This window comes from Granulicatella elegans (assembly GCF_020735385.1).
Classification (GTDB): Bacteria; Bacillota; Bacilli; order Lactobacillales; family Aerococcaceae; genus Granulicatella; species Granulicatella elegans_B.
The window spans coordinates 1,320,761-1,335,753 of sequence record NZ_CP085953.1 but is presented as its reverse complement, the minus strand read 5'-3'; the positions used below and the strand labels follow the sequence as shown (position 1 = coordinate 1,335,753).

Annotated in this window: 16 protein-coding genes; 1 reads left to right on the top strand and 15 read right to left on the bottom strand. The window is 32.5% G+C overall.

Annotated elements, in window-relative coordinates:
- Positions 1-15: 15 nt before the first annotated feature.
- The 5 genes from LK443_RS06675 to LK443_RS06655 form a co-directional block, all read right to left on the bottom strand.
- Positions 16-708, bottom strand: a complete 693-nt coding sequence (locus tag LK443_RS06675) for a sugar transferase (RefSeq protein ID WP_227931165.1) — start codon at positions 706-708, stop codon at positions 16-18.
- A 226-nt stretch (positions 709-934) separates the two neighbouring features.
- Positions 935-2,143 carry a bifunctional phosphopantothenoylcysteine decarboxylase/phosphopantothenate--cysteine ligase CoaBC gene (coaBC, locus tag LK443_RS06670; RefSeq protein WP_227931164.1) on the bottom strand — a complete coding sequence of 403 codons (1,209 nt, stop codon included), beginning with the start codon at positions 2,141-2,143 and terminating at the stop codon, positions 935-937.
- Complete coding sequence (locus LK443_RS06665; protein WP_227931163.1) at positions 2,136-2,735, bottom strand: ECF transporter S component; 600 nt, start codon at positions 2,733-2,735, stop codon at positions 2,136-2,138. The genes coaBC and LK443_RS06665 overlap by 8 nt, the downstream gene beginning before the upstream one ends.
- Positions 2,736-2,901: 166 nt before the next feature.
- Positions 2,902-4,629: a phosphoenolpyruvate--protein phosphotransferase gene (ptsP, locus tag LK443_RS06660; protein ID WP_227931162.1), complete on the bottom strand. Its 1,728-nt coding sequence runs from the start codon at positions 4,627-4,629 to the stop codon at positions 2,902-2,904.
- Position 4,630: 1 nt separating this feature from the next.
- On the bottom strand, positions 4,631-4,897 hold the full coding sequence (locus LK443_RS06655) for a phosphocarrier protein HPr (protein WP_227931161.1): 267 nt from the start codon (positions 4,895-4,897) through the stop codon (positions 4,631-4,633).
- 273 nt (positions 4,898-5,170) lie between these two features.
- On the opposite strand from LK443_RS06655, the gene LK443_RS06650 reads away from it, so the two are divergent.
- A complete protein-coding gene (locus LK443_RS06650) occupies positions 5,171-5,470 on the top strand; it encodes a DUF1827 family protein (protein ID WP_227931160.1) in 300 nt (99 codons plus the stop codon).
- A 514-nt stretch (positions 5,471-5,984) separates the two neighbouring features.
- Here the strand turns inward: LK443_RS06650 and LK443_RS06645 are convergent.
- The 10 genes from LK443_RS06645 to LK443_RS06600 form a co-directional block, all read right to left on the bottom strand.
- Positions 5,985-6,365, bottom strand: a complete 381-nt coding sequence (locus tag LK443_RS06645) for a rhodanese-like domain-containing protein (protein WP_227931159.1) — start codon at positions 6,363-6,365, stop codon at positions 5,985-5,987.
- An 18-nt stretch (positions 6,366-6,383) separates the two neighbouring features.
- Complete coding sequence (locus LK443_RS06640) at positions 6,384-7,352, bottom strand: ROK family glucokinase (protein WP_227931158.1); 969 nt, start codon at positions 7,350-7,352, stop codon at positions 6,384-6,386.
- A gap of 46 nt (positions 7,353-7,398) precedes the next feature.
- Positions 7,399-8,097: a rhomboid family intramembrane serine protease gene (locus LK443_RS06635; RefSeq protein WP_227931157.1), complete on the bottom strand. Its 699-nt coding sequence runs from the start codon at positions 8,095-8,097 to the stop codon at positions 7,399-7,401.
- Complete coding sequence (locus LK443_RS06630) at positions 8,069-8,662, bottom strand: 5-formyltetrahydrofolate cyclo-ligase (RefSeq protein ID WP_227931156.1); 594 nt, start codon at positions 8,660-8,662, stop codon at positions 8,069-8,071. Before LK443_RS06630 ends, LK443_RS06635 begins: the two co-directional genes overlap by 29 nt.
- Before the next feature lie 4 nt (positions 8,663-8,666).
- Complete coding sequence (locus LK443_RS06625; protein ID WP_227931155.1) at positions 8,667-10,127, bottom strand: ATP-binding protein; 1,461 nt, start codon at positions 10,125-10,127, stop codon at positions 8,667-8,669.
- A 20-nt stretch (positions 10,128-10,147) separates the two neighbouring features.
- Positions 10,148-10,837, bottom strand: coding sequence for a response regulator transcription factor (locus tag LK443_RS06620; protein ID WP_227931154.1), 690 nt, complete (start codon positions 10,835-10,837; stop codon positions 10,148-10,150).
- Between the two features lie 198 nt (positions 10,838-11,035).
- Complete coding sequence (gene recA / locus LK443_RS06615) at positions 11,036-12,091, bottom strand: recombinase RecA (protein ID WP_227931153.1); 1,056 nt, start codon at positions 12,089-12,091, stop codon at positions 11,036-11,038.
- An 83-nt stretch (positions 12,092-12,174) separates the two neighbouring features.
- Positions 12,175-13,416 carry a competence/damage-inducible protein A gene (locus tag LK443_RS06610; RefSeq protein ID WP_227931152.1) on the bottom strand — a complete coding sequence of 414 codons (1,242 nt, stop codon included), beginning with the start codon at positions 13,414-13,416 and terminating at the stop codon, positions 12,175-12,177.
- A 59-nt stretch (positions 13,417-13,475) separates the two neighbouring features.
- Positions 13,476-14,063 (bottom strand): CDP-diacylglycerol--glycerol-3-phosphate 3-phosphatidyltransferase, encoded by a 588-nt coding sequence (gene pgsA / locus LK443_RS06605; protein WP_227931151.1) that lies wholly within the window; start codon positions 14,061-14,063, stop codon positions 13,476-13,478.
- 10 nt (positions 14,064-14,073) lie between these two features.
- Positions 14,074-14,955, bottom strand: coding sequence for a helix-turn-helix domain-containing protein (locus tag LK443_RS06600; protein WP_227931150.1), 882 nt, complete (start codon positions 14,953-14,955; stop codon positions 14,074-14,076).
- Positions 14,956-14,993: the final 38 nt, after the last annotated feature.

The following is a 14,993-nucleotide window of genomic DNA, read 5'->3' as shown; positions in this document are numbered from 1 at the left end:
CCGAATGTTTATTTACTATCTTAAAACAATAAATACAGTTTGAAGCATTACTTTTATATCTTGAGCAATACTTAGTTCATCAATATAATCAATATTATATTTCATTTTTTCTGGAAGAATCTTTTGGATATAAGCTTCATCTGCTGTTAATCCTTGTTCCATCCATTTAGAAATTTTATCTGCTTCATTTCTAAACTTAATACTTGATTTTGAAGTGATTCCTGCTGGTAACAATAACGTCACCATCATTTCTTCAGAATAGGCATCCACATATTTTTGAACCTCTGGACGAGTCCCAACAAATGTCATATCTCCAATTAACACATTAATCAATTGTGGTACTTCATCTAAACGGAAACTTCTAATCTTTTTCCCAATTTTTGTAATTCTTGAATCATTATCTTGAGTTACTAATGGTCCCATTTTATCAGCATTCATTACCATTGTACGGAATTTAAAAATTCTAAATACTCTTCCAAATGTTGTAATTCGTTGCTGTCGATAAAAGATAGGTCCGCCATCTTCTAGCTTAATACAAATACTTAAAACTAAAAAGATTGGTGATAATATTACTAAAAGTATTAGTGACAAACAGATGTCAAAAAGACGTTTGAAAAACAACGTCGTTTTTTTCTTTTGTAATACTTCCATAGCTTTTAAAGTATAATGATTTTTCATAAATTCTGGCATTTGATATTCTGTTTTCATATCTACTCCTCTCATGCCTAACAAACCTTCATCATTATAGCACAAATTCGACCACTGGAATAGCTTTCACATAGTTTTTTAATAAATCAAGTAAAGTTTTCTGAATTTTTCTTAAAATTTTTGATAATCCTCCTTCATTTTTTCATTGAGGTAACAAAAAAAGACTTTTCAAAGTAGTTCTAACAATATCGTTTACTACTTTTGAAAAGTCTAATTTAGTTCGTATTTATAAATTTGGAACTAAATGCTTCCAAATTTCTTTTGCTAATAAATGTTTAGAAACTTTCGGCAACAAAATTTCTTCCCCATTCTTTGAAAGAATCGTTACTTGATGCATATCAGCCCCAAATCCAATCGACTGATCCGAAACATCATTAGCAATAATAAAGTCTGCATTCTTCTTAACAAGCTTTTGTTTAGCAAACTCAATGACTTGATGAGTTTCTGCTGCAAATCCAATAACCGTTTGTCCTTCTTTTTTCAAATTTCCTAATTGTTTTAAAATATCAGGATTTTTTACCAAAGTTAAGGTCATTTCATTTTCATCATCAGTTTTTTTTATTTTTTGAGTGGCAGGTTCTTTTACTCGATAATCCGATACAGCAGCTACCATAATGGCAATATCTACAGATGAAAAATGATTTAATACTTTTTCTTGCATTTCTCTAGCAGATTCCACATACTCCATTTTCACTCCATTCGGAACAGGTAATGCCGTTGTTGCAGAAATTAAAATGACTTCTGCCCCTTTTTTTAAAGCATCTTCTGCTAAGGCATACCCCATTTTCCCAGAAGAATCATTGGAAATATAGCGAACTGGATCAATTCTTTCTTTTGTTCCACCAGCTGTAATTAAAACCTTTTTCCCTAATAAAGTCTTTTCTTCTTCCTCAAACAAATTCAATTCTTTAATTTGTTGAAGAACTTCCTCTGGCTCTGGCAATCGACCTTTTCCTGAATAACCTTCAGCTAAGAAACCAACAGATGGTTCAATGAAAAACACTCCATCTTTTTGTAATTGAGCACAATTTCTTACTGTAGCCGGATTTTCCCACATATGTTCATTCATAGCGGGAACGATTACTTTAGGAGCAGTTGTAGCAAGTAATGCACTTGTTACAAAATTATCCGCTATTCCATTCGCCATCTTAGCAATAGTATTAGCTGTAGCTGGAATGACAATCGCTAATTCACTCCAATCTGCCAAATGAATATGTTGAACAACTGATGGATCATTTTCATCAAATGTATCCACTATTACTTTTTCTTTCGTTAACACTTGAAACGTCAAAGGTGAAACAAATTGACAAGCTGATTGAGTCATTGCAACTTTTACTTTTGCACCTTCTTTTATTAATAATCTTACAAATAAAAGATCTTTATATGCTGCAATTCCACCTGTAACATACACGGCTACTTTCTTTTGATTAAGCATTTTTCATTCTCCGTTTTCCCATTAATTTTAAAAGAACTCCACCCACAACTGGTACAATAACAGCAGAAGCAATTGCTTCCGGTACTCCATTTGTTCCAACAATAGTCATTAATAAGACGGGTAATTGACCAAGACTTGTTTGTAATTTTTCAGCATATTGATTTCCAACTAATAAATAAATCAACGATAATACTAAAGTTGTGTTTAATAAGCTACCAAAAGCCCCAACAATACTCATTCTTAAATGGCTAGATGAAATACCTTTTTGCAAAGCAACAAAAAGTAAGCCAGAAAGTAAACCAACTAATGCTCGTGGCATAATTGAAATTAATGGATTCGTAAAGACTAATAAACTAATAGCACTTCCCGAAGTAAATGCGCGAATAAAAGAACATACTCCCCAAACTGTCCCTAATAATAGTCCCGTTTGCCACCCCATTAAACAAGCTCCAATAATGACTGTAATATGAATAATCGTAATATCAATAACTAGCAAAGGTAAATTCCCTAAAAATGGAATAAAACTTTGTAAAATAATAATTGAAATTAAAATTGCTGTAAACACTAACTGAAAGATTTTATCTTTCTTCATCTGAACACCTCCATTTACACGTTTTCCCCATTATACCCTTTGAAATTCTGTCATGCAATGACAAAATCTCATAGAATGGAAACAATTTCTATTTTTCAAACAATGCTATTTGACAAAGAAACAAACAAAAAAGAGTGAGATTTCTCTCACTCCAAATCATTTCAAATTATAATTTTGAAACTGCTTCTTCAACTAAAGCTTCAACTTCTTGTACAGTTGCACATTCATTGATTGCTTTATCTGCTAATTCTTTCATATTTTCTAACGTTAATTTAGAAATTAAGCTACGTGTTTTTAATACGCTAGATGCAGACATTGAGAATTCATCTAAGCCTAAACCAACAAGTAATGGCACAGCTGTTTGATCTCCAGCCATTTCTCCACACATTCCAGCCCATTTACCTTCTTTATGTGCTGAATCAATCACATGTTTAATTAATGTTAAAATTGATGGATTGTATGGTTGGTATAAGTATGAAACGCGTTCGTTCATACGGTCAGCAGCCATTGTATATTGAATTAAGTCATTTGTTCCAATACTGAAGAAATCAACTTCTTTAGCAAATTGATGCGCTAATACTGCTGCGGCAGGAATTTCAATCATAATCCCTACTTGGATGTCATCGCTAACTGCAACACCTTCTGCAACTAATTTAGCTTTTTCTTCTAATAATAATGCTTTTGCTCCACGGAAATCGTTTAATGTCGCAATCATTGGGAACATGATACGTAATTTTCCATAAACTGATGCACGTAATAATGCACGTAATTGTGTACGGAACATTTCAGGTTCATTTAATGAAATACGAATCGCACGGTATCCTAAGAATGGATTCATTTCGTGTGGTAAAGGTAAGTATGGCAATTCTTTATCTCCACCGATGTCCATTGTACGAACAACCACTGGTTTACCATTCATTCCTTCTAATACAGCTTTATAAGCTTCAAATTGGTCTTCTTCAGTTGGCATATCATGAGAATCCATGTATAAGAATTCTGTACGGTATAAACCAACACCTTCAGCACCATTGTTAATAACTCCTTCTAAATCTTTTGGAGTTCCAATGTTTGCTGCTAATTCAACTTGATGACCATCTTTTGTAAATGTATCAGCATCTTTTAATTTTTCCCATTCAGCTTGTTGTGCTGCAAATGCTTCTGCTTTTGTACGGTATTCAACAACTACTTCTTCAGAAGGATTTAAGAATACTTCTCCTGAAAGACCATCGATAATAATTAAATCACCATCTTTAGCCAATGATGTAATTTCTTTTGTACCTACAATAGCAGGAATTTCTAATGAACGAGCCATAATCGCTGAGTGAGAAGTACGTCCACCGATATCTGTTACGAACGCCTTAACATATTGACGATTTAATTGAGCTGTATCACTTGGAGTTAAGTCTCCAGCAACAACTACTACTTCATCTTTGATTGTAGCAGGGCTAGGGATTTTAACACCTAATAAATTTGCTAAAATACGTTTTGATACGTCACGGATATCCGCAGCACGTTCTTGCATATATGGATTATCTTCCATACTAGCAAAAATGCTAATAAACATATCTGAAACTTCTTTTAAAGCATGTTCAGCATTTACTTTTTGAGAAGTAATCGCATCTTTTACTTGACCTACTAATTCAGGGTCACTTAATACCATTAAGTGAGCTTCAAATACTTGAGCTTCTTCTTCTCCAAGATTTTTTAATGCTGTTTCTTTAATTAATTCAATCTCTTTTGTAGAAACTTCTAAAGCTTTTTCTAAACGTGAGATTTCATTATCTGTGTCTTCTACACTAATTTTTGTAAAGCTTAAATCTGGCTCAATTAATGTATAAACTTTTGCGATTGCAATACCATCACTGGCTGCAATACCTTGTAAAGTAGGTTTCATATTACTCAGCTAATCCTTCTTTTTTCATTGTTTCTTCGATTCCAGCAAGTGCTTCTGCAGCATCTTCACCATCAGCTGTAATCACTACGTCAGCACCTTGACCAACACCTAATGACATAACACCCATGATTGATTTTAAGTTAACAGATTTACCTTTGTATTCTAATTGAATATCTGAAGAAAATTTGCTAGCTGTTTGAACTAATAATGTCGCTGGACGAGCGTGAATTCCTGTTTCTGCAATTACGTGATATTCTTTCTTTTCCATGAAAAAAAACTCCTTTGAAAATAAAATTTTTTATTAAGGATTGTATTCTCACTAGTATACCTAGCAAACGTATACACTCCTCTCATTTAGTTAGGTTACCATGTTTTTATAATTTTAACAACTATTTCTATACATTTTTTAATAAATTTTTATCATCATTTGCTGTTTCGTCTTCTAAATTATGTTTTTTCATTTTTTTAAATTTTAATAATGAATTTTTCAGAAAAAAAGAGTATAATAATAGAAAGAGATTACAGTAAAGGGTGTATGAAAATGAAGTTAATTGATATTACCAATAGTCACTTAAAACTTGTTAAAGAACAATTAGCCAATACGGATGCATTTTTTGTAAAAGTGTATTCACTAGGACAAACAACCGTTATTTATGAGAATGCTGCTACTCATAAAGATATCATTATTATCAACCGCAAACGCCGTGTAAAAGACAATGAAATTGAATTTGTAGTCCATCGTTTACTTCATACAACTTGCGAAGGTTTAGATATTATTTACGCAGATAATTTTGTCGAAATTAGTATTCCAGTAGAGAAACCAAAAATAAACTTTTCTTAAAAATGTTTTAAGGAACACCTGACTGTTACCATTACGAAATCATGACCACCCGTTAGACGAGTGGTCATGATTTTTATCTTTAAATTTAAGTTATTATTTGAATGGTGACTCAAAAAATCTATGCTCAAATAAGCTTGTAATGTTAAATTCAATCCCTTGTTAGCCTCTCTGGACTATTTTAAAAAGATAGTGCTTATTACATTTTGTTACGAACTACTACTGCTTAGCGAAATCTTTTTGCGACATCAATTCCTTTCGTTTGAAAATGATTTGCTCATCAAAAAAATTATAAACTCTTTGCTGACTTCTCTGGATCACATTAAAGATGAGTTATTCAAATTTTTAACAGCAAAAAGCAAATTTTTCCCTTTGTCAAATAAAAAGTTTCGTTTTGAAATCGCAAAAAATATGGCTCTCACTATAGCATTGCCATGAGGCAGATTTTCAGGCATGAGATTCTCTTTGCGTAGCTGCTGCCGTCCCTTGCTACACAAGATAAAATCTATTTTAATCTCTAGTACCCTTTTTTGACCTTCCCTTTCCATGCGTCATATCCATTTTTCAAAATGAAAATATTCGAATAACCCTTACGTTTTAAACGATACGCTGCTCTTCCAGAAATCGTCATTCCTTGCTCATATAAATAAATCGGTTGATCTTTTCTTAACTCAAACATACGATCCTTAAATTGAGAATAAGGAATATTTCTAGCTCCTAAAATATGTCCCGCTCTAAACTCATCCTTTTCACGCAAATCAATCAATTGACCATGACGTAAATCTTTACTAAATTCCGCTGCATCTAAAGTTTCTGCTGAACTACGACGCATCCAAAATAATACTGCAATATACGCAACATATACTGCTAAAATACTCCATACAATCCAAAATAACATACAATACTACCTTTCTAATTATACTTTTCCAATTAATACTAATGAAGCTGCTCCAATAACACCAGCATCATTTCCTAATTCAGCCAATGCTAAAACAGTTGAATCTTTAATTGGAGGAAAAACATTTTTTTCAAATTCCTCACGAACAGCTTTTAATAAAAATTCTCCAGCAGCACTCACGCCACCACCAATCACAATTCTTGATGGATTTAAAATATTGGCAATATGTGAACATGCTACTCCTAAATATTCTGAAAAATGACGAATCACGATTAACGCTAATTTATCCTGTTCTTTTGCCAAATCAAAAACATCTTTAGCAGTGACTTGTTGACCATCATCAATTTTTACTTTTAACGCTGAATCTCCAGCATATCTTTCTGCGTAACGACGTGTTAAATTCACAACACCCGTTGCACTAGCTACTGTTTCTAAACAACCTTTTTTACCACATGTACAAGCAATCGGTTCTTCGAAATCAACAGCAATATGACCAAGTTCACCACCTGCACCACTAAATCCATGGATTAATTGGTTACCGGCAATCACTCCACCACCAACACCAGTTCCTAGTGTTACAAAAACAACATCTGGTTCATTATTTCCTGCGCCAACCCATTTTTCTCCTAGAGCAGCCACATTCGCATCATTATCAATATAAAATGATAAGCCTAATTCTGATTCAATTTGTTGTTTAATTGGTTGTAATGTTTTCCAGTTTAAATTATACGCACCAATAACAGTTCCTTCTTGACGATTTACTACACCAGGAGAACCCATTCCAATTCCTAAAAAATCATCCTTTGTTAATCCTAATACCGTTAGTTTATGTTTAATAGATTGAATAATATCTGGTACAATCTGGCTTCCTTCATCTAAAATATTGGTAGGAATAGACCATTTTTCTTGAATTTCACCATTTTGTGTTAAAATAGCAAACTTAATAGATGTACCTCCTAAATCAATACCAATAATTTTTTTATTCATAATACTCACCTCATATATTTATAGTATATCAGTTTGTAAAGGGATTTCATAGTATAAATTGTGTTAGTCCAATAAAGAACAACACGATAAACACAATAATATAAGCAATCCCAAATAAGATTCTTTCATAAAATTTTGTTACTCCATCCCCTCTAAATGTAAAAACAGCAGTAGCCATATATCCACCCACTAAACCACCAAGATGTCCATAAACATCTACTCTACTTAAAAACAAGCTGGATATAAGGTTCATGATCAACAGAGCTTTATATTGCATTCCTAATTCCCTGAAAAAATAAATATATTTATGCTTTGTAGATAAATATAAAATAATTCCAAATAAACCAAATAATGACGTACTTGCCCCCGCTGAAATAGATGGACTAAAAGCAAAACTTGCCACATTTCCAATGATACCACTTAGTAGATAGATTACAAAAAATCTTCCATGACCAATAATACTTTCTAGTTGATTTCCTAAAAAATATAAAAAGATACTATTCATTACAAGATGTTCTATTCCAATATGTAAAAATATTGGTGTAATAAAACGCCAATATTGATGAAAAGCGATAATAAACGGATTATATTTTGCTCCATAACAGACTAATACTGCGGGATTTGTTGAACCACCTTGTAATGTCATCATGATAAACATCACAATTTGTATCAATAAAAATGCATTTGAAACCGTTAAATTTTGTAAAATGGTTCTTTTATATCTTTCTTTTCTCCAATAATTCATTTGTATTCGACACTCCTTCCATTGTAATCAGTGTTTGAATACATTGATCAAACACTTCAATTTCCCAACTCACTTCATCATAGACTTGTTCTTTATAAGCAAGACTCAGTGTAGAATAATTGTGTTTTTCTAAAAATCGGTCATAATATCCTCCACCAAACCCTAATCGTTCTCCTTTTTTAGAATAGGCAAGTCCAGGAACGATGACTAAATCAATCTGCTCTTCCTCTACCCAGACGGGATGGATTGGTTCTTCGACTCCAAAGGAATTTTTTTGAAATTCAGTCTTTTCATCCCAAAACGCAAATTTCATTTGTCGATGTGGTAAAGTTACGGGAACTACAATTTTCTTATTCATTTTTCGAGCTATCTCGACAACTTTTTCCAATGAAAACTCGATAGGCATTGATTTCGTTAATGCAATTACTTGAGCGTTTTTCCATTGAGCATTCTTTTCTAGATAAGCAATAATCTTATCTTCTTGAACGATTCTTTCTTCCTTACTCAACCGCAATAAATTTTCTTTGGCCATTCTTCTTGCGTAGTCTTTATCTTTTTTTCGCATTCCATTATTTCATTCCTTTATCTTTTTTCGTCAAAGGTAATGTAATTTTAAAAATTGAGCCATGATTTAATAAAGTTGTCACTGAAATTTCTCCATCATAACTTTCAATTAATTCTTTCGCAATGGATAATCCTAAACCATTACCGCCTCGTTCTCTTGAACGAGCTTTATCTACACGGTAAAATCTTGAGAAAACTTTTTTACGATCTTCTTCCGTCATTCCCATTCCAAAATCTTGAACAGCAATTTCTACATGCTCTTCCCCTTTTGATAAACTTAATATAATTTCTTTTCGATCAAGAGAATATTTCACGGCATTATCCATTAAAATAATGACTACTTGTTCTAAATGATTTAAATAAATAGGGATGAATAAATCACGATTTAAATCATCATCAAATATAAAGGTAAATTCAGGATATAACACTCTGAAATTATGCACCACTTGCTTGGTAACTTCAGTAACATTTGTTGTAGCATCTTTATAATGTTCTTTCACTTGAGGTGCACGAGATAAATCTAACATCTCTTGGACTAAAGTTTTCATTCTTTGCAACTCTACTAGTGAAGCTTGAAGGGATTCTTCTAACACTTCTGGATCATCTTTCCCCCAACGGTTTAATAATTTTAAATGCCCTTCTACAATCGCTACAGGTGTTCTTAATTCATGGGAAACATCTTCTACAAAATGTTTTTGTTGTTCAATATAAAAACTAATCTTATCTAATAATTCATTAAAATGTTCAGAAACAATTGCGAATTCATCGTTCTTTTCTGAAACTTTGATTCGCTTCGTTGAAATATTTTCTTCACTAATGGATGAAATGATTTCTTGAATTTTTTTAATCGGTTTAGTCATTTGATTCGATAATAAGTATCCTAAAATGACAGCAATAATTGCTGAAATAAAAAGAATTGACAGAGCTAACCGATTTAATTCCTCTTTTAATTGTTTTAAATTATCTAATCGGTTTGTAATTACTAAATACCCTATCAAAACTCTTGATTTGTTAGAAATGATAGGCATAGAAGTTTGAAAAATTGTTTGTCCATTTTTTAATTTCTTAATCTGAGTTTTAGAGTCATTCCCAATCAATTCTCCATCATTCCAAGATTGAGTTCTGAAAATTTCTTTTCGATTTGTTCCATATACTTGTACATTAAATTGTTGATCATTAATATAAAATTTCTTTTGGTAAATACCATCTTTATCTTTTTGATAACTGTTATTTTGATTCAATGTAGCTATAATATTGGCTGAAGTGAGTGGTGATTCGTATTCTGATAATTTTTCGCTTAATTGTTCTCTATATTTTTCCGTTAAGGCTATTTTTTGACTTTGATAATATTGAATTTCAAACATTAAAAATCCAATCGTAACCAATGTGAATAGTAAAAAAATAGTGGTCGAAATAATCAACCACCATTTTTTCCCAACGGAAGTTTTTTCATGTTTTTCTTTCATGATATCCTCCATTTTCTTGACTAACGACGCATTACATACCCAGTTCCACGAACGGTTTGAATATAACTTTCACGTCCTGGAATATCAATTTTATTTCTTAAATAACGAATATATACATCAATAACATTCGTTTCTACTTCCATTTTATATCCCCATACTTGGTTTAATAAAACTTCTCGTGAAAGAACGACATTAATATTTTCCATTAACATTAATAGTAATTCATATTCTCTTTTCGTTAAATCAATTAATTCTCCATTACGACGCACTGTACGATTTTCTTTTTCAATGACTAAATCTCGATATTCTAAAATCGTCTGTTTTTGTACACGCGCTTCTTCTTCGATACTTAATCGTCTAAACAATGCACGAATTCTTGCTAGGATTTCCTCAATTTCAAACGGTTTAACAACATAATCATCTGCCCCTTGATCTAAACCCGTTACACGGTCCATTACAGAATCTCTAGCAGTCATAATGATAATTGGTGTTTTCTTCACTTGGCGAAGACGACGAACCACTTCTAGTCCATTTAATTCTGGCAACATTAAATCTAATAAAATAACATCCCATTCTTCCTCAGTAGCTACTTGTAAGCCACTACGTCCATCGAAACAAATTTTTGTTTCATATCCTTCATGTTGTAATTCTAATTCTACAAATCGTGCTAAGTTTTTTTCGTCTTCAATAATTAAGATTCTTTGATTCATTGACACGGATACACCTCACCCTAATATTTTTTATATTCATTGCTATCATAACATATTCTTCAAGTTCATTATAGCCCTTCCATGAAAAAAACACCATCATTTGTTTGAATTTCTACCGATATTCATCCTTAGTTTTTTTCTATTAGAATTTTTCAAAAAAAGAGAATGATCAAAACTAAATCATTCTCTTCTATCATGCTATTCTTCATCTAATAAATTTGTTTGACCTAAATCTTCTGCCTCTTGAGAAAGAACTTCTCCACCAATATTATAGTGAGCACGAATTTTCTGTGTTAATACTTCAACAATTTCTGGATGTTCCATTAAGTATTTCTTCGCATTTTCACGGCCTTGGCCAATTTTTTCATCATTGTAGGCATACCAAGCACCGCTCTTCTTCACAAAATCTAAACCAGAAGCCATATCTAAAATTTCTCCAATTTGAGAAATTCCTTCTCCATACATGATATCCACTTCAGCTATTTTAAATGGTGGCGCAACTTTATTTTTCACGACTTTAATTTTAGTGTGATTTCCTAAAATTTCTGTTCCATTTTTAATTTGGTCACTACGACGAACATCTAAACGAATACTTGCATAGAATTTTAATGCACGTCCACCAGGAGTTGTTTCTGGATTACCAAACATAATTCCTACTTTTTCACGTAATTGGTTAATAAAGATTGCAATTGTTTTCGTACGATTAATTGTCCCCGATAATTTACGAAGCGCTTGAGACATTAAACGAGCTTGAAGCCCCACATGAGATTGTCCCATATCTCCTTCAATTTCTGCACGTGGTACTAATGCAGCTACTGAGTCGACAATTACAATATCAACTGCCCCTGAAGCCACTAATGCATCTGCAATTCCAAGTCCTTGTTCACCAGTATCTGGTTGAGATAATAATAATTCTTCAATATTAACGCCTAATGCTCTTGCATATTCTGGATCTAAAGCATGTTCCGCATCGATAAATGCTGCTACTCCACCACGTTTTTGTACTTCTGCTACCGCATGTAAAGCAACCGTTGTTTTACCACTTGATTCAGGACCAAAAATTTCAATAATTCTTCCTTTAGGGTATCCACCTGCTCCTAATGCAATATCTAGTGCTAATGAACCTGAAGAAACTGTCTGAACTTGCGAATCAGCTTTTTCTCCTAATTTCATTACTGCACCTTTACCATAACTCTTTTCAATTTTTTTCAATGCATCATCTAATGCACGTTGACGATTTTCTTGATCTGCCATGTTAAACCTCCATGTCCTCTTAATTCATCCTTATCATACACTATACTCAATAGTGAAAGCAAGAAAAACGAACATTTGTTCTGTTATTTTTTTAATAAATATTTCCTTAACTCATTTAATCCATATTGAACTGCAAATTCTCGGTTACCATTACGATTTCTTGCTAAATGTAATTCTATTGTTTTGGTTTCTAACCCATCTGCTAATGAAACAAATACAGTTCCTACTTCTTTTTCTTCCATTGGAGATGGACCGGCTATTCCTGTGAAAGAAATTCCTAAGTCACTTCCAAATATTTTCCGTACATTTTCTGCCATCGCTTCAGCGCACTCAACACTGACCATTCCATATGTTTCTAATATTTCTTGAGAAACTTGTAATTGATTTTTCTTTACAGCTTCTTGATAAGCAACACAAGAACCTAATACATACTGTGAACTTCCTTCAACAGAAATTAATGTTGAAGCAAAAAGCCCTCCTGTTAAACTCTCTGCAGAAGCAATACTTAATCCACTATTTTTTAATAATTCGCTTGTAATCGATAATAGTGTTTCATACTCTCCATATCCATAAAAATACTCACGTTCAACGGATAATATTTTTTCTTCTAATTCATCTAATAACTGTTCACACTCTTCTTTTGTATCCCCATTTGCGGTTAAACGAAGAACAACTTCATACATTCCTGCGTATGGAGCAATCGTCGGATTCATTTGTTCTGCAATTAATTGTTCTAAATCGGTTACTAATCTTGATTCTCCAATTCCAAAGAAACGTAGATACCTAGATACAAAAGTTCCTTCATTTGAAACTTTTTCTTTTAAATATGGTATCGCCTCTTTTTCAAGCATCATTTTTAATTCACTTGGAGGTCCAGGTAACACAATAAAAATAGTTGAATCTGTTTCTACTGCACCACCAACCGCTAAACCATTGTGATTTTTAAAAACTATTTCACCTTCAAAAGCTAATGCTTGGAGTCGGTTATTAGGGCTCATTGGACGATGAGAATGTTTATGGAAACGAATAATTTTATCCATCGCTTCTTCATCTTCTACTAATTCTTTTTGAACAAATTTAGCTAAAACTTGTTTTGTAATATCATCTGTCGTAGGACCTAATCCACCACTTAAAATAATTAAATCACTACGACTACTAGCTAGTTGAATACTCTCAAACATTCTTTCTGGATTATCTCCAACGGTTTGTTGGTAATAAGTTGGAATAGACAACTTTGCTAATTCTCTAGCAATAGTTGCACTATTTGTATTAATAACTTGTCCCATTAATAATTCTGTTCCGACTGTAATAATTTCTGCTTTCATACTTTACTACTCCTCATTTATAAAAAAACAAAAGGCTGGGTAAACCCCAGCCTCCACCATTAAACAGAAAATGAATCTGCAAAAACATGTTTATTTTTTATAAAGTAATCTACTCCTGAATATACTGTTGCAACTAAACACACATATAGCAAAATCGTTCCAATTGAAAATGGCAATCCTTTTACTGGAAAATCATCAATCAATAAAAAGATAATCGCTAACATTTGTGTTGCTGTTTTAACTTTTCCAGGCCATGCTGCTGCAAGTACTTCACCATCATTAACTAATAATAAACGAAGCCCTGTTACAGCCAGTTCTCTACATACAATCACTGCTACAATCCACATTGGAATGACTCCAGCTCCTACTAATGTAATAAAAGCCGTCATCACTAATAATTTATCTGCTAAAGGATCGGCAAATTTTCCAAAGTTTGTAATTAAGTGATATTTTCTAGCTAAATATCCATCTAAAAAATCTGTAATACTAGCAATCGTAAAAATAATCATTGCCAATACCCAACTAATACTTAAGTTTGAATGAAAAACATTCACCATTCCTAAAACATCTTTTGGAAAACACATTATTAGCAAGAACAAAGGAATCATGACTATACGAGCAATGGTTAATCGATTGGCAATATTCATGCAATTCCCTCTATTCTACTGTAATATAAATAGCTGTAGCACTAACTCCATCAGGAATTTGAATTTCTTGTCCTGCTAAAGTGATTGTACCAACTGGTGTATAACCAAAGTTTAAAACAATTGAATTAGTTCCTTCAGGAATTACTCCTACTAATTGTTGTCCTGTTGTTGGAGCTCCATCTGCTACTACTTTTTGATTTGCTGTAATTCTTGCCCACAATTGTGTTTTTGCACGGTTCGTTACTACTAAGTTTGCAGGTAATTCTGCTAATTTTGCAGTGTAATATAATGAATTTCCATTTGCATAAGAATAACGAATCGTTGTTTCTTTTGATTCTTTTGTAGTAGTTGTTGATTGTGTTGTTTCCGCTACTGTTGTTTCTTCTGCTTTCTCAGCTGTTGTTGTATTTTGAACTGTAACTGTTGTCGAAACGGTTGCCGGCTTTGGTGTTGAACGTTTATTTAATAGTGATTGTGCAATGGCAAATACAATCGCTACTGCTAACATTCCTAATAAAATTGTAGGTAAATAATTTTTAAATTGTCCCCAAACTTTTGTGACAGAAGTTTGCGCTTCACGATTATTTGATAAACGACTTGAGATAATTTTTTTATCTGCTAATACAGATTCTTCCTCTGAAATTCCTCCAAGATTTTTTGGAGTTTCTAATGCAAATTCTTCTAATAATCGAACACCATCTACTCCAACTGTTTCTGCTACTTGCTTAATAAATGCACGAGTATAAAAGTCTCCAGGCATCAAATCAAAGTCATTTTCTTCGATTGCAATTAAATATTTTTTTTGAATTTTTGTAATTTGTTGCAAGTCATCTAAAGTATAGCCTTTTTGTTGACGAGCACGTTTTAAGATTTCTCCAATTGTTTGTTCCATTTAATCACCAACTTTTCATATTGTCATAAAAAGTATAC